Raw genomic sequence first — 15,782 nt, forward strand, 5'->3', positions numbered from 1 at the left:
AGGACCGCCCGGCAGCGGGCCATGGCACAGATGCACAGTCCCGGCGCCCAGGCTTCGCGTTGTGCACAGTGAGACGCGTGGGACCCGACGCCAGTGCGTTTCACCAGCACCGAGTCCTGCGGAATTGCACAGTCCGCACCGGCCGGCGCCTACGGCACGAGGGACTTGCACCTCACGTGACGTGAGGGCCCACGCTGGGACTCGTACCGAGAAAGGGAGCGGAAGCATGGGTCACACCGTGGGACAGGTCGCCGGCTACGCCGGGGTCACGGTGCGCACGCTGCACCACTACGACGAGATCGGACTCCTCGTCCCGAGCGAGCGCACCGGCGCCGGTCACCGCCGCTACGGCGACGACGACCTCGACCGGCTCCAACGCATCCTGTTCTACCGGGAACTCGGCTTCCCCCTCGACGAGGTCGCGACCCTGCTCGACGACCCGGACGCGGACCCGCGGACGCACCTGCGCCGCCAGCACGACCTGCTGACCGCCCGGATCGAGAAGCTGCAGAAGATGGCCGCGGCCGTGGAGCACGCCATGGAGGCACGCAAGATGGGCATCAACCTCACCCCCGAGGAACGGTTCGAGGTCTTCGGCGACAAGGACCCCGACCAGTACGCCGAGGAGGCGGAACAGCGCTGGGGCGGCACGGAGGCGTACGCCGAGTCGCAGCGCCGGGCCGCCTCGTACACCAAGGCCGACTGGAAGCGCATGCAGGACGAGGTGGCCGCCTGGGGCGCGCGCTACGACGCCCTGATGACCGCCGGCGAGGAGCCGGCCGGCGAGGCGGCCATGGCCATGGCCGAGGAGCACCGGCAGCACATCTGCACCTGGTTCTACGACTGCCCGTACGAGATGCACGGGAACCTGGGCGAGATGTACGTCGCCGACGAGCGCTTCAAGGCGTTCTACGACGCCATGCGCCCCGGTCTCGCCGAGCATCTGCGGGACGCGATCCACGCCAACGCGGCCCGGCGGCGCCCCTGATCCCACCGCTGACCACACAGCTTGGTCTCAGTGCGGCCACAGGGCACCCTGGGGGAGCCGGTGGAACCTAGCGGGGTGACCGTGCGTTGATAGCTTTGGTCACCCCTGTGGGCCCCACCGTCGTGGGCCCCCGCCCACAGGCCCGCACTGTCTCTCACCCCCCAGGAGCCCGGAACCGTGACGACGATCGCCCTCGGACCGAGCTGGTTGGATCCGGACTATCTGCTCAACTCGTTCGGCATCTGGGGCCTGCTCCTGATCGTGTTCGCCGAGTCCGGCCTCCTCATCGGCTTCTTCCTGCCGGGCGACTCGCTGCTGTTCACGGCGGGCATGCTGATCGCCACCGACGTGCTGGACTTCCCGCTCTGGGCGGCCATCGTCCTGATCTGCGTCTCCGCGATCGTCGGCGACCAGGTGGGCTACATGTTCGGCAAGAAGGTGGGCCCCGCACTCTTCAAGCGGCCCGACTCCCGCCTCTTCAAGCAGGAGAACGTCACCAAGGCCCACGAGTTCTTCGAGAAGCACGGCCCGAAGTCCCTGGTTCTGGCCCGCTTCGTGCCCATCGTGCGCACGTTCACGCCGATCATCGCCGGCGTCAGCGGCATGCGGTACCGCACGTTCCTCATCTTCAACATCGTCGGCGGCATCCTCTGGGGCGCGGGTGTCACGCTCCTCGGCTCCTGGCTCGGGCAGATCGATTTCGTCCGCAAGAACATCGAGGCGATGCTGCTGCTCATCGTCTTCGTCTCGGTGCTCCCGATCATCATCGAACTCCTCAAGGCGAGGAAGGCGAAGAAGAACCAGCCCCAGCAGTCCCCGCAGCCCTCCGCCGCCCCGGCCATGGACGACGCGACGACCCAGCTCCGCCGCGTCCCCTCCTCCGACCGCCCCCAGCAGCAGCCGTACGACCCCGGCCAGGGCTACGACCAGCAGGGCTACGGCAACCAGGCATACGGCAACCAGGGTTACGGCAACCAGGGCTACCCGCAGCAGGGTTACGGCAACGAGGGCCACCAGGGGCACCAAGGTCATCCGGGCGACCAGGGCCACCAGGACTACGGCTACCAGCAGCCCCAACAGCAGCCGTACGCCCAGCAGTACCCCCAGAACAACCAGTACCCCCCGAACCAGAACCAGCAGGGTCACCAGGGCCAGGGCCAGGACTACCCGCGGTACTGAACGGCCAAGGCCCCGCGCCCCGCTCGTGAGGGGCACGGGGCCGCTCGGTCCCACGGGCACCCGGCGCCGCTAGAAGCCTCGCGTGCGCTTCGCGGCCTTCCGTCCCGCCCGCGCCGCGCCCGGCAGGAACAGCCGGAACACCTCGGACCCGAGATTCACCCCGATCGCGATGGCCATCGCCAGCGCCGCCGCCTTCGTCAGCGACACCAGCCCCGCGTCCACGTCGTTCTGCGCGAACCCCAGCAGCCCGAAGTACGTCGCCGAGCCCGGCAGCAGCGGTCCGATCGCCGCGGTCGTATAGGGCAGGGCGGAAGCGAACCGGTAGCGCGACAGCAGCTGCCCGAACAGCCCCACGAGCCCCGCGGCCACCGCCGTGGAGGCCACCGGCGAGATCCCGCCCGCTTCGTGCATGGCCCCGTAGACGGCCCAGGCGACACCCCCGTTGAGGGTCACCGCCAGCACGGTGGATCGTTCCTGCTGGAGCAGCACCGCGAAGGTCAGCGACAGCAGCATCGAGGCCCCGAGCTGCAGCAGCGGCCGGTCCGCGCTGCCGAGCGCCGCGTCCGGGTTCAGCTCGGCGCCCACCTTCACGCCGAAGTACAGGACGAGCAGCACCCCCACCACGATGCCCACGAAGAGGTACATGACCTCCAGGAGCCGGGCCGAGGCGGTGATGTAGAAGCCGGTGAGGCCGTCCTGCACACCCGCGACCAGCGCCCGTCCGGGCAGCAGCGCGAACAGCCCACCGGTGATCACGGCGGACGCGGCCACGTCCACGTGCGTGACCGTCAGGGCCACTCCGATCGCCGCCGGAGGCATCGCCGCCACGAGGAACTGGTAGAACTCCGGCAGCCCCCGCCCCGAGCACAGCCAGGCCAGCCGGTCGCCGAGCATCGCGCCCAGCGCGGCCGCGACGAACACGACGACCCCACCGCCGACCAGCAGGGACGCGGCGCCCGCGAGCAGTCCGCTCGCCGCGGTCAGCGCCCAGCCGGGGTAGGGGTGCCGGTTACGCCGTATCTCCGCGAGCCGCCGGTAGGCCTCCTCCAGCGAGATCGCGCTCTCCGGGGCACTGAGGTCGTCCACCAGATGGAAGACGGCCGCGAGCCGGGTGTAGTCGGTGGCCCGGCGCCGCACGATCCGGGCCGCCGTCACCGGGTCGTCCACCAGCGACGGCTGGTAGGTGACCGCCAGCTGGGTGAAGGTGACGGTCGGCTCGCAGCGGTCGAGGCCGTAGGACCGGCAGACGGCGAACATCGCCGCCTCCACGTCCTCCGCGCCCTCACCACCGGCGAGCAACAGCTCGCCGATACGCAGTGTGAGGTCGAGCACACGCGGTACGGCGGGCCCCGTGTCGCCCTCCGCGCGCGCCGGCGGCTCCGGCGCGGGCCGCTCCGCCACCGGCATCCGCAGCATCGTGCGCATCCGGTCCTGCCAGGGCACGTCCTTGGTCAGGCTGACGGCCGGGACCCCGCCCGCCGGTGTGAAGGCGACCGGCGCGTGCCGCGCGCTGTAGGTCCGCGGCACGCTGAAGGCGGACACCTCCTGTTCCGCCGCCACCGGCTCGGGCGGAGCCAGCCCCTCCGGCAGAGCGAACTCGGAGGTCGTCTGCGCCTCCGACTCGGTCCCGGCGACCGGTACGTCCAGCCCCGCCGGGACCTGGAACTCCGAGGTCACCGACGCGTCGCCGTCGATCCCCAGGACCACGCCCACGGGCACGAACGCCCCGCCCGCCTCGTCCGACACCGGCTTACGACCCTCCCCGGGTCCGCGCTTCCCCGGTTCCGTCACTCCCACTTCGCCGCACTCCCTGAACGACACCTCGGTACGCCTCAGTATGCGCACCGACACGCACCGGCACACGAACGGGCCGCGCGCCCCACAAGGGGTCACGCGGCCCGTTCGTACGATCAGCCGACCGGAGTGGCCGGGGTCAGTGACCCTGCTCCTTGAAGCGCAGGTACGACTTCTCGACCTCGGCCTCGGCCTCGGTGCGGCCGACCCAGTCGGCGCCCTCGACGGACTTGCCGGGCTCCAGGTCCTTGTAGACCTCGAAGAAGTGCTGGATCTCCAGGCGGTCGAACTCCGAGACGTGGTGGATGTCACGCAGGTGCTCCACACGCGGGTCGGTCGCCGGGACGCACAGCAGCTTGTCGTCGCCGCCGGCCTCGTCCGTCATCCGGAACATGCCGATCGCGCGGCACTTGATGAGGCAGCCCGGAAAGGTCGGCTCGTCCAGGATGACCAGCGCGTCCAGCGGGTCGCCGTCCTCGCCGAGGGTGTTCTCGACGAAGCCGTAGTCGGTCGGGTAGGCGGTCGAGGTGAAGAGTCGACGGTCCAGGCGGATCCGACCGGTCTCGTGGTCCACCTCGTACTTGTTCCGCGAACCCTTCGGAATCTCGATCGTGACGTCGAACTCCACCGGTGGCTCCTCCATGATCAACACATAGTTCTGGTGGTTAAGTGTCCCTCACGCAGGTGGGTGATCGCGAAAGGGGCTGGTGGTCGTGCGGGAGCCGAAGGTCTGGCGGGCCGCGAGACCGCATGTGGCGCGGGTCGCGCACGGCGTGAAACCGGGGATCGCGCGCGTCACGCGCGCCGTACGACCCGGTGCCGCGCGCGTCGCACGGGCGGTGAAACCCGGCGTCGAACGCGTCACGAGCGCCGTCACGGCACGCTCCTCGCAGCTCACGGGGAGCGCGAAGAAGCTCACGACCCTCCAGTTCACCGCCGGCGCGGCCACCCTGGGGCTGGTGCTCTCGGCCGGGGCGGTGACCGCCGCCGGACCCTGGGACTCCTCCGGTCAGCGTACGGCCGAGCGCGACTGGGCCGCATCGGGGGCCGGTCAGGGTGGCGCAGATCACGGGCGCGGCCGAACGGGAAGGTCGTCCGGCACGGCGGGGGCCCCCAAGCCCGCGCCGAGCGCCCCCGCCGTGCTGGCCGGCGTCGACGGCGCCTCCGGCGCGAACCCCCTGCCCGAGTCCGGCGCCCTGGCCGCCGCCCTCGACCCGTTCCTGAAGGCATCCGTCCTCGGCCCCCGCCGCGCGGCCGCCGTCGTCGACGTCAGGACCGGCGAACAGCTGTACGCCCAGAACGCGGACGACGCCCTGACCCCCGCCTCCACGACCAAGATCGCCACGGCCGTCGCGGCCCTCTCGGCGGTCGGCCCCGACCATCGCCTCAGGACCCGCGTGGTCCTGGCCCCCGGCTCCGCCGAGGCCGTCCTCGTCGGCGGCGGCGATCCCACCCTCACCGCGCACAAGGACACGGGCGGCTACGCGAGTCTGCGCACCCTCGCCGACGAGACGGCCGCCGCCCTGGACAAGCGTCACCTGAAGAAGATCACCCTCACCTACGACACCTCCCTCTACCAGGGCCCCGAGCAGCACACCATCGGCCCCAACGGCAACCTCGCCCTGGTCGTCCCGCTCATGGCCGACGAGGCCCGGCTGAACGACTCGTCCAGCGGCAGCGCGGACCGCGACCCGGATCCGGCGGCGGCCGCGACCGCCAAGTTCGCGGACCTCCTGGAGGAGCGGGGCATCAGGACGCGGACCGAGGGCTCCGCCCGGGCCCCGAAGGACGCCGCGGAACTCGCCGCGGTCTCCTCGCCGCCTCTGACGACCCTGGTCGAGCGCATGCTCACCCACAGCGACAACGACATCGCCGAGGCCCTCGCCCGCCACGTCGCGCTCGCGACGGACGGGAAGCCCAGCTTCGACGGCGGCGCGGCGGCCATCAAGAGCGAGCTGAAGAAGCTCGAACTGCCCCTCGCGGGGGTCGCGTTCGCGGACGGCAGCGGCCTGAGCCGGGGCAACCGGCTCACCCCGGACCTCCTCACCGCCCTCCTGGCCAGGTCCGCGGACCCCGCCCACCCCGCACTCCGTTCCGTCCTCACCGGCCTGCCCGTCGCCGGCTTCACCGGCACCCTGCGCGGCCGCTACTCCGGCGACGCCACCGGCACCGGCGTCGTCCGCGCCAAGACCGGCACCCTGAGCAACGTGAACACCCTCGCCGGCACGGTCGTCGACGCCGACGGCCGCCTCCTCGCCTTCGCCTTCCTCGCCACGGAGACGGACATGGCCGACACCGACCTCGCCAAGAAGGCCCTGACCGACGCCACCTCCACCCTGGCGACCTGCGGCTGCCGCTGAGGCCGCGGGGGAGGGCAGGGGCGGAGCCCCGAGCTCCCAGGGACGCGGGGCAGAGTCGACGTGCGGCTCCGCCGCGTGGGCGCGAGCAACCACGAACCCACCCCCGCACACCCACGGTCCCCGGGCACCCCCCACCTGTCACGGCCTGCCCCAAGCGGCAGCGCTCACGTACGGTTGACGACATGACTCGTATCGGTGGTGCCGAGATGGTCGACTGGAATCTCGCGGTGGCGACCGCGACCCGGCTCGTGCGGCCGGGCCCCGAGGTGAGCCGCGACGAGGCCAGGGCCATCGTCGCCGAGCTCCGCCGGCACGCGAGGGCGTCCGAGGAGCACGTCCGCGCCTTCACCCGGATGCTGCCCGACACCGGCGACGACACCCCCGTCCTCGTCGTGGACCGGCCCGGCTGGGTCCGGGCCAACGTGGCAGGCTTCCGGGAGCTGCTGAAGCCGCTGCTGGAGAAGATGCAGGAGCGCCGCGGCAGCACCCCGGGCGGGGCCGTCCTCGGCGCGGTCGGCGGCAAGGTCACCGGCGTCGAACTGGGCATGCTCCTGTCGTTCCTGTCCTCCCGGGTCCTCGGCCAGTACGAGACGTTCGCCCCGGCGACCCGCGACCTCCCGGCGGGTGAGAACGGCGGAGGCCGGCTGCTCCTCGTCGCGCCGAACATCGTGCACGTGGAGCGTGAACTCGACGTCCGGCCCCATGACTTCCGCCTCTGGGTCTGCCTGCACGAGGAGACCCACCGGACCCAGTTCACGGCGGTCCCCTGGCTCCGGGACCACCTGGAGGGCGAGATCCAGTCGTTCCTGGCGGAGACCGAGGTCGACCCCACGACCTTCCTGGAACGCATCCGGGAGGCCGCCCAGTCACTCGCGGGTGGCCGGCCCGAGGGGGAGGAGGGCGACGACGGTCACTCGATCGTGGAGTTGGTGCAGAGCCCCGCGCAACGCGAGATCCTCGGCCGCCTGACCGCCGTCATGTCCCTCCTGGAGGGCCACGCCGACTACGTGATGGACGGCGTCGGCCCTGCCGTCGTGCCCTCGGTCGCCGAGATCCGCGAGAAGTTCCAGCAACGACGTGCCAAGGGCGCCTCCCGCCTGGACCAGGCCCTGCGCAAGCTGCTCGGCCTGGACGCCAAGCTCAGGCAGTACAGGGACGGCGAGCGGTTCGTACGGGCGGTCGTCGAACAGGTCGGCATGGACGGTTTCAACCGCGTGTGGACCTCCCCGAACACCCTGCCGACCAAGGCGGAGATCGCCAAACCGGCGGACTGGGTCGCGCGGGTGCATCGCAAGGCGGAGTCGTGAGCCACGCGTGAGCTGGTGAACGAAACCGGCCGACGGCAGGCAAACGCGCCTCCAATCACCCGTCCGAGGGACCGTGAGCGAGGGGTAGGCGTGCAATGCTCGGGGAACCGCCCGGTTCTGTCACCATCTACACACTCTGAGTGACCGAACTCGGGCTCGCCCCCCGACAATTTCATGAAGGGAACCGGACATGGGTCCCCACCCCGCGGTCGCGGCGATACGCCTGGCGGTTCGCCGCGTACTCCACGACCTCCTCACCGAACTCCACACACACGCCACCCCGCACGCGCCCGCCCGCGCGACCTCCGGCGCGTCGTCGGACACGGGCGCACAACCGGCGTCCGCGCCCCCCACGGCCGTACCCCCCGCGGTCGTACCCATCGACGTCAGGCGCGGCGCGGCCGCGCGCCCGGGTGCCCCCCGCCCCGGGAGCACCGGGGACGAGCGGCCGCTCGTGCTCGTGGCGTGCTCCGGCGGCGCCGACTCCATGGCCCTCGCCTCCGCCCTCGCGTTCGAGGCGCCCAAGCTCGGCGTCCGCGCCGGCGGAATCACCGTCGACCACGGCCTGCAGCCCGGCTCCGACCTGCGCGCCGAGGAAGTCGTCCTGCGCCTGCGCGAACTGGGCCTGGACCCGGTCGAGTCCGTGGCCGTGACCGTCGGCCGCGACGGCGGCCCCGAGGCCGCCGCCCGGGACGCCCGCTACGCCGCCCTCGACGCCGCGCTGGAACGCCACGGCGCCGCCGCCGTCCTGCTCGGCCACACCCGCGACGACCAGGCCGAGACCGTCCTGCTCGGTCTCGCCCGGGGCTCCGGCATCCGCTCGCTGTCCGGTATGGCCGCGGTCTCGGGGGCCGACGGCCGCTACCGCCGTCCCTTCCTCCAGCTCGACCGGCAGACCGCCCGCAAGGCCTGCATGGTCCAGTCGCTGCCCGTGTGGGACGACCCACACAACGCCGACCCGGCCTACACCCGGTCCAGGCTCCGCCACGAGGGCCTGCCCGCCCTGGAGAAGGCGCTCGGCAAGGGCGTCGTCGAGGCCCTCGCCCGTACGGCCCAGCTGTCCCGGGACGACGCCGACGCCCTCGACACCTGGGCCCGTCAGGCCGAGCCCGGCGTCCGGGACGCCGCGGGCCTGCTGGAGTGCGCGAAGCTCTACGCCCTGCCGCCCGCCGTGCGCCGCCGGATCCTGCGCCGGGCCGCGATCGAGGCCGGTTCCCCGGCCGGTTCCCTCTTCGCCCGGCACATCGAGGAGGTCGACCGGCTCATCACCGGCTGGCGCGGTCAGGGGGCCATCAATCTCCCCGGCCGGGTCGTCGCCCAGCGCCAGGGTGGCAGACTGGTGATTCGGCAAGGCTGAATCCGGACGCCGAAGGGGGCCCTCGCACAGGGCCCCGAACCCCCCGCACGGGGTGCGCGCGTCCGGGAGCGGCCCTGGGACGACCGACCGAAAGTGATGCGGGTGGACGCGAAAGACATGGGTGCCGACCTCAAAGAGGTGCTCATCACCAAGGAAGAGATCGACGCGAAGCTCGTCGAGCTGGCCTCGAAGATCGACGCGGAGTACGCGGGCAAGGACCTGCTGATCGTCGGAGTGCTCAAGGGCGCGGTCATGGTCATGGCGGACCTCGCCCGGGCGCTGTCCACCCCGGTCACCATGGACTGGATGGCCGTGTCCTCCTACGGCGCGGGCACCCAGTCCTCCGGCGTGGTGCGGATCCTCAAGGACCTCGACACCGACATCAAGGGCAAGCACGTCCTGATCGTCGAGGACATCATCGACTCGGGCCTGACCCTGTCCTGGCTGATCTCCAACCTCGGCTCCCGCGAGCCCGAGTCCCTGAAGATCTGCACCCTGCTGCGCAAGCCGGACGCCGCGAAGGTCGCGATCGACGTGGAGTGGGTCGGTTTCGACATCCCCAACGAGTTCGTCGTGGGCTACGGCCTCGACTTCGCCGAGAAGTACCGCAACCTCCCGTTCGTCGGTACGCTCGCGCCCCACGTCTACGGCGGCTGAACAACCCCCGTAAGACGCTCGGGAACCCCAGCGGGTTTCGCGCCGTTGGAGCATGCGTGGACGGGATTGCGAGCAGTCCCCTGCGGCTTCGGGTGACAATGCTGGGGTACCGTCCGAAGAACAGTCTTTTATCAAACTCACTATGGCAGGAGGGACGGGGCGGCACCGCTCCGTATGGATGGACGTGAAGCGATACTTCCGTGGGCCAGTCATGTGGATCGTGCTGGCCGTCCTTGCCGTGGTCGTGTTGATGCAGGTCGTCGGCTCGTCCGGCGGCTACAAGACGGTGGACACCGGCCAGGTGGTCCAGGCGATCAATGACAACAAGGTCAAAGAAGCCAAACTGACCACCGGCGAAGAGCAGCTCATCAAGGTGCAGCTCAAGGACGGCCAAAAGGTCGAGGACAGCTCGAAGATCCAGGCGAGCTACATCGGCGACCAGGGCGTCACTCTCGCCAACACCCTTCAGGACAAGTTCCAGAACAAGCAGATCCCCGACGGCTACACGGTCTCCCCGACCAAGCAGAACGCTTTCGTCGGCATCCTGCTGTCGCTGCTCCCCTTCGTCCTGATCGTCGTCGTCTTCCTGTTCCTGATGAACCAGATGCAGGGCGGCGGCTCCCGGGTCATGAACTTCGGGAAGTCCAAGGCCAAGCTCATCACCAAGGACACCCCGAAGACGACCTTCGCGGACGTCGCCGGTGCGGACGAGGCCGTCGAGGAGCTCCACGAGATCAAGGAGTTCCTGCAGGAACCGGCCAAGTTCCAGGCCGTCGGCGCCAAGATCCCCAAGGGTGTGCTGCTCTACGGCCCGCCCGGTACGGGCAAGACGCTGCTGGCGCGTGCCGTGGCCGGCGAGGCGGGCGTCCCGTTCTACTCGATCTCCGGTTCCGACTTCGTCGAGATGTTCGTCGGTGTCGGTGCCTCCCGGGTCCGTGACCTCTTCGAGCAGGCCAAGGCGAACGCCCCGGCGATCGTCTTCGTCGACGAGATCGACGCGGTCGGCCGCCACCGCGGCGCCGGCCTCGGCGGTGGTCACGACGAGCGCGAGCAGACGCTGAACCAGCTGCTCGTCGAGATGGACGGCTTCGACGTCAAGGGCGGTGTGATTCTCATCGCCGCGACGAACCGTCCGGACATCCTCGACCCGGCGCTGCTGCGCCCGGGCCGCTTCGACCGTCAGATCGCCGTCGACCGCCCGGACATGCAGGGTCGTCTGGAGATCCTGAAGGTCCACCAGAAGGGCAAGCCGGTCGCGCCCGACGTCGACCTCGGCGCCGTCGCCCGCCGCACCCCCGGTATGACGGGTGCCGATCTGTCCAACGTCCTGAACGAGGCCGCGCTCCTGACGGCCCGTAGCGACCAGAAGCTGATCGACAACCACATGCTGGACGAGGCGATCGACCGTGTGATCGCGGGCCCGCAGAAGCGGACCCGGATCATGTCGGACAAGGAGAAGAAGATCACCGCGTACCACGAGGGCGGTCACGCCCTGGTCGCGGCGGCCTCACCGAACTCCGACCCCGTCCACAAGATCACCATCCTGTCCCGGGGGCGCGCCCTCGGTTACACGATGGTCCTGCCGGACGAGGACAAGTACTCGACCACGCGTAACGAGATGCTCGACCAGCTCGGATACATGATGGGTGGCCGTGCCGCGGAGGAACTGGTCTTCCACGACCCGACCACCGGCGCGTCGAACGACATCGAGAAGGCCACCAGCCTGGCCCGCGCGATGGTCACGCAGTACGGCATGACCGAGCGTCTCGGCGCCATCAAGTTCGGCGGCGACAACAGCGAGCCGTTCCTCGGACGTGAGATGGCTCACCAGCGCGACTACTCGGAAGAGGTCGCCGCGCTCGTGGACGAAGAGGTCAAGAAGCTCATCGAGAACGCGCACAACGAGGCCTGGGAGATCCTGGTCGAGAACCGCGACGTCCTCGACAACCTGGTGCTCCAGCTGCTGGAGAAGGAGACGCTGGGCAAGGAGCAGATCGCCGAGATCTTCGCCCCCATCGTCAAGCGTCCGCCCCGGCCCGCCTGGACCGGCTCCTCCCGCCGCACCCCCTCCACCCGTCCGCCGGTGCTCTCCCCCCGGGAGCTGGCACTGACGAACGGTGCGAACGGCGCGACGCCGGCGATCACCACCAAGGCGCCCGTCGACGCGGCTCCGGAGGAGAACGCGGAGAGCTGACGCCCCACCCGGTGAGAACCGGCCACCGGGAGCCCCGGCTCCCGGTCCCGGACTCCTCACCAGGCCCGGAATGGATGCCGTGCCCCCCAGGTTCTAGCCTGGGGGGCACGGCATTTTCGTATAACCGGAACATGGCCGAAAAATGAGACGCGTGGCCGTGCGCGTCGCAGGCTCGGCTCAGGAGCGAGGCACAGCATGACCGACCCCGTGACGCTGGACGGTGGGGGCGCCATCGGCGAGTTCGACGAGAAGCGCGCCGAGAACGCCGTACGGGAGCTGCTGATCGCGGTCGGCGAGGATCCCGACCGGGAGGGGCTGAAGGAGACGCCGGCGCGGGTGGCGCGGGCGTACCAGGAGATATTCGCGGGGCTGTGGCAGGAGCCCGAGGACGTGCTGACCACGACCTTCGACCTCGGGCACGACGAGATGGTGCTCGTGAAGGACATCGAGGTGTACAGCACCTGCGAGCACCATCTGGTCCCCTTCCGCGGTGTCGCGCACGTCGGGTACATCCCGTCCACCAGCGGGAAGATCACCGGCCTGTCGAAGCTGGCCCGGCTCGTGGACGTCTACGCCCGGCGGCCGCAGGTGCAGGAGCGGATGACGACGCAGATCGCCGACTCGCTGATGGAGATCCTGGAGCCGCGCGGGGTGATCGTGGTCGTGGAGTGCGAGCACATGTGCATGTCGATGCGGGGCATCCGCAAGCCCGGCGCGAAGACCATCACCTCGGCCGTGCGCGGCCAGTTGCGGGACGCGGCCACCCGTAACGAGGCGATGAGCCTCATCATGGCCCGCTGACCCGGGGGCCCTTCACCGGGGCGGTCACGTCGCCCGGGCCGCGCCGCCACCCGTGTCGTCGTCCTCCGGGAGCTTGCAGACGCGCTCCAGGAAGAAGGCGGCCACTATGACGGCGATGCCCGCGAGGACCGAGAACCCGGCGTAGATGGCCTGGTCGCGGCGGGCCGGGACCTCCAGGGACTCCAGGAGGAAGATCCCGACCCCGCCGTACATCCCGGCGACGAGGGCGGCGACGAGGGCGCTGGCCTGGCCGAAGACGACCGCGCGGGCGGCCATCAGGGGCTCCACGCCCTTGGCGCCCGGCCGGCGCTCCCGCTGGGCCTTGAGCCGGTTGCGCAGGGACAGCGCGGTGGCCGTCAGGACGGCGGCGATCAGGGCGAGCACGATGGGCGCGGCCAGCGGGACGCTCGGCAGGGTGTCCACCGAGTTCCACAGCCGGGCCCCGGCCCAGGACAGCACCCCCGCCACGACGAACACCGCGGCCAGCGTCCTGATGCGCAGCTCTTTCACGATGCCCCTTCGACGAGCCCGATGGATGGTCCGCGGAAGCCGGGTCCACGGGCGCCGGGTGGTCGGCCCGGCCGGCGGTCCCGGCGGTGTCGGGGATGATCCCGACCCGGTAGACCTTAACGACTACGCGGGCAGGTGGAGTTCCAGGTCGGCTCGGGGCGTCACACCGTCGCGGGTGACTCCGTCCAGGAGCGCGGCTACCGGACCGCGGCCCGCCAGCAGGGCGTCGGGGTCGACGTCGTGCCAGGGGACGAGGACGAAGGCCCGTTCGTGCGCCCTCGGATGCGGCAGGGTGAGCAGCGGGTCGTCGGAGACGACGTCCGCGTACGCGACGATGTCGACGTCCAGCGTGCGCGGCCCCCAGCGCTCGTCCCGCACCCGGTGGAAGGCATCCTCGACCGCCTGGGCCCGTTCCAGCAGCGAGGACGGCGGCAGGGTGGTCTTGAGGACGACGACCGCGTTGAAGTACGAGGGCTGGCTGCCCGGTGCCACCCCCCACGGCTCGGTCTCGTACACCGGCGACACGGCCTTGACGCGTACGCCCGGCGTGTCCTCCAGCGCGTCGATCGCGCCCTGGATGTTCTCCAGCCGGTTGCCCAGGTTGGAACCGAGGGAGAGCACCGCCCGGCGGGGGTTGTGCAGGGTCGAGTCGGCCTCGTCCACCTTCCGCACGACGGAGGCGGGCACCGGCTGTACGGTCGGGTCGCTCTGACCCTCGGTGAAGGACGCGGTCATGCTCGGCTCCGGGTGATGGTGACGGTCACGTCGTCGAAGGGGACGGTGATCGGCGCGTTCGGTTTGTGGACGGCGACCTCGACCTCCTGGACCCCGTCGTGCTCCAGGCACGCCCGGGCGATGCGTTCGGCGAGTGTCTCGATGAGGTTCACCGGCTCGCCCTCCACGAGGGCGACGACCTCCTCCGCCACGATCCCGTAGTGCACGGTCTTCGCCAGGTCGTCGTCGGCGGCGGCGGGCCGGGTGTCCAGGCCGAGCGTGAGGTCCACCACGAAGGTCTGGCCCTCCTCGCGCTCGTGCGGGAACACCCCGTGGTGTCCACGGGCCCTGAGGCCACGCAGCGCGACACGATCCACGCGAATCACTCCTGCAGTCGTCGGGAACGGCCGGTGCCACCCGCCTCGTCCGTACGCGGTCGGCACACCGGCCACCTTCGAATCTACCTGCGAGCCACGACAACGCTCACGCGCGCGGGCTCGGGTGGACCGCCTACCCCGTCAGGAGGGCGTGTCCTCGCTCTCGTCGTCATCGGATTCGGTCAGCACCGGGGAGCCGTGGTGCGACCAGAGCTTCCAGCCGTCGGACGTGCGCCGGAACACGTTCGTGGCCACCACCAGCTGCCCCACCAGCGGCCCCAGCCCGTCACCGCCGTCCGGCGCCGGACCGCCGCTGAGGATGTTCTCCGTGCACGTGACGAGCGCGGTGTCCCCGGTGACCGACACATGCACGTCGGTGAGGAAGAACTGGATGTACTCCGTGTTCGCCATGATCAGCGCGTACGACCGCAGCACCTCGCCGCGCCCGGTCAGCACCGGCCAGCCGGGGTGCACGCAGGAGATCACGCCCGACTCGGCGGGGTCGTGGTACTCCTCGTCCACGCCCACGTCGGCCGGGACCAGCCAGATCGAGGAGAGGGTCTCGAAGTCGCCCTGTTCCATGGCCTCGTAGAAGGCCCGGTTGGCGAGTTCGACCTGTTCGACGTCGGTGTGGGGAGCGCTCACCGCTGCCGGGCCCCTTCGACGGCGCGGGCCACGCGGACCGCGTCGGCGGTGGCGCGGACCTCGTGCACCCGGACCGCCCAGGCGCCCTGCCGGGCGGCCAGGGCGGACACGGCGGCGGTCGCGGCGTCCCGCTCGCGCGCCGGCGGCGGGGCGCCCTCCGGGCCCGCCAGGACCCGGCCGAGGAACCGTTTGCGGGACGCGGCCACCAGCAGGGGGTGGCCGAGGCCGAGCAGCCGGTCGAGGTGGGCGAGGAGGGTGAGGTCGTGCTCGGCGTCCTTGGAGAACCCGAGACCCGGGTCGACCACGACGCGGTCCGCCGCGACACCGCCCTCCAGAACGGCCTCCACGCGCGCGTGCAGCTCGTCCGTCACCTCGGCGACGACGTCCTCGTAGACGCCGCGGACGTTGCCGCCCTCCAGGAAGCCCCGCCAGTGCATCACCACGAAGGGGGCGCCCGCGTCGGCGACCACCGGGATCATCGCGGGGTCGGCGAGGCCGCCGCTGACGTCGTTGACGAGGGCGGCACCGGCGGCGAGGGCCTGCTCGGCGACGGAGGCGCGCATGGTGTCCACGGAGACGGTCACGCCCTCGGAGGCCAGTCCCCTGACGACGGGGACGACCCTGCGGAGTTCCTCCGCCTCGTCGACCCGGGCCGCGCCGGGGCGGGTGGACTCACCGCCCACGTCCACCAGGTCCGCGCCCTCCGCGACCATGTCCAGGCCGTGCTTGACCGCCACCGTGGTGTCGAACCAGCGGCCGCCGTCGGAGAACGAGTCGGGGGTGACGTTGACGACCCCCATGACCGCGCAACGGTCCCACACGGGCATTCCGGCCACCTGGCCGCGCCCGTTCTGCATGCTCATGCGTCAAGCCTAGGCCCATGGCGCCGGCGGCCATGA

The 15,782-nt window shown here is 71.1% G+C and carries 15 protein-coding genes; 8 read left to right on the top strand and 7 right to left on the bottom strand.

The annotated features are described in order from the left end of the window. The first annotated feature begins 226 nt into the window (after positions 1–226). Entirely contained in the window at positions 227–988 is a 762-nt protein-coding gene (locus ACFU5F_RS20615) for a MerR family transcriptional regulator (RefSeq protein ID WP_383889112.1), read from the top strand. Positions 989–1,165: 177 nt separating this feature from the next. Next, positions 1,166–2,167 (top strand): VTT domain-containing protein, encoded by a 1,002-nt coding sequence (locus tag ACFU5F_RS20620; protein ID WP_383889115.1) that lies wholly within the window; start codon positions 1,166–1,168, stop codon positions 2,165–2,167. A 69-nt stretch (positions 2,168–2,236) separates the two neighbouring features. Here the strand turns inward: ACFU5F_RS20620 and ACFU5F_RS20625 are convergent, their stop codons facing one another. Continuing rightward, positions 2,237–3,913, bottom strand: a complete 1,677-nt coding sequence (locus tag ACFU5F_RS20625; protein ID WP_383889118.1) for a threonine/serine exporter ThrE family protein — start codon at positions 3,911–3,913, stop codon at positions 2,237–2,239. A 187-nt stretch (positions 3,914–4,100) separates the two neighbouring features. Further along, entirely contained in the window at positions 4,101–4,589 is a 489-nt protein-coding gene (locus ACFU5F_RS20630; RefSeq protein ID WP_013001685.1) for an inorganic diphosphatase, read from the bottom strand. Between the two features lie 79 nt (positions 4,590–4,668). Here ACFU5F_RS20630 and dacB point away from each other — a divergent pair, with 79 nt between their 5' ends. The 6 genes from dacB (at position 4,669) to folE (ending at position 12,637) form a co-directional block, all read left to right on the top strand. Further along, positions 4,669–6,321 (top strand): D-alanyl-D-alanine carboxypeptidase/D-alanyl-D-alanine-endopeptidase, encoded by a 1,653-nt coding sequence (gene dacB, locus ACFU5F_RS20635; RefSeq protein ID WP_383889121.1) that lies wholly within the window; start codon positions 4,669–4,671, stop codon positions 6,319–6,321. Between the two features lie 182 nt (positions 6,322–6,503). Continuing rightward, positions 6,504–7,628 carry a zinc-dependent metalloprotease gene (locus ACFU5F_RS20640; protein ID WP_383889124.1) on the top strand — a complete coding sequence of 375 codons (1,125 nt, stop codon included), beginning with the start codon at positions 6,504–6,506 and terminating at the stop codon, positions 7,626–7,628. Between the two features lie 190 nt (positions 7,629–7,818). Further along, positions 7,819–8,985, top strand: coding sequence for a tRNA lysidine(34) synthetase TilS (gene tilS, locus ACFU5F_RS20645; RefSeq protein WP_383889127.1), 1,167 nt, complete (start codon positions 7,819–7,821; stop codon positions 8,983–8,985). Between the two features lie 96 nt (positions 8,986–9,081). Continuing rightward, positions 9,082–9,642 (top strand): hypoxanthine phosphoribosyltransferase, encoded by a 561-nt coding sequence (gene hpt, locus ACFU5F_RS20650; RefSeq protein WP_013001681.1) that lies wholly within the window; start codon positions 9,082–9,084, stop codon positions 9,640–9,642. 178 nt (positions 9,643–9,820) lie between these two features. Next, positions 9,821–11,836: an ATP-dependent zinc metalloprotease FtsH gene (gene ftsH / locus ACFU5F_RS20655; RefSeq protein ID WP_383889199.1), complete on the top strand. Its 2,016-nt coding sequence runs from the start codon at positions 9,821–9,823 to the stop codon at positions 11,834–11,836. Between the two features lie 195 nt (positions 11,837–12,031). Further along, positions 12,032–12,637 (top strand): GTP cyclohydrolase I FolE, encoded by a 606-nt coding sequence (folE, locus tag ACFU5F_RS20660; protein ID WP_383889130.1) that lies wholly within the window; start codon positions 12,032–12,034, stop codon positions 12,635–12,637. Between the two features lie 24 nt (positions 12,638–12,661). Here the strand turns inward: folE and ACFU5F_RS20665 are convergent, their stop codons facing one another. The 5 genes from ACFU5F_RS20665 to folP all read right to left on the bottom strand — a co-directional run bounded on the left by ACFU5F_RS20665 (position 12,662) and on the right by folP (position 15,746). Beyond that, a complete protein-coding gene (locus ACFU5F_RS20665; protein WP_383889133.1) occupies positions 12,662–13,147 on the bottom strand; it encodes a DUF3180 domain-containing protein in 486 nt (161 codons plus the stop codon). 123 nt (positions 13,148–13,270) lie between these two features. Continuing rightward, positions 13,271–13,882: a 2-amino-4-hydroxy-6-hydroxymethyldihydropteridine diphosphokinase gene (folK, locus tag ACFU5F_RS20670; RefSeq protein ID WP_383889136.1), complete on the bottom strand. Its 612-nt coding sequence runs from the start codon at positions 13,880–13,882 to the stop codon at positions 13,271–13,273. Beyond that, on the bottom strand, positions 13,879–14,238 hold the full coding sequence (gene folB / locus ACFU5F_RS20675) for a dihydroneopterin aldolase (protein ID WP_383889139.1): 360 nt from the start codon (positions 14,236–14,238) through the stop codon (positions 13,879–13,881). Before folB ends, folK begins: the two co-directional genes overlap by 4 nt. Positions 14,239–14,379: 141 nt before the next feature. After that, positions 14,380–14,883: a nuclear transport factor 2 family protein gene (locus ACFU5F_RS20680; RefSeq protein WP_383889142.1), complete on the bottom strand. Its 504-nt coding sequence runs from the start codon at positions 14,881–14,883 to the stop codon at positions 14,380–14,382. Further along, positions 14,880–15,746 carry a dihydropteroate synthase gene (gene folP / locus ACFU5F_RS20685; protein ID WP_383889145.1) on the bottom strand — a complete coding sequence of 289 codons (867 nt, stop codon included), beginning with the start codon at positions 15,744–15,746 and terminating at the stop codon, positions 14,880–14,882. The genes ACFU5F_RS20680 and folP overlap by 4 nt, the downstream gene beginning before the upstream one ends. Between the last annotated feature and the right edge of the window lie 36 nt (positions 15,747–15,782).

The organism is Streptomyces sp. NPDC057438 (assembly GCF_042802995.1).
Lineage (GTDB): Bacteria > Actinomycetota > Actinomycetes > Streptomycetales > Streptomycetaceae > Streptomyces.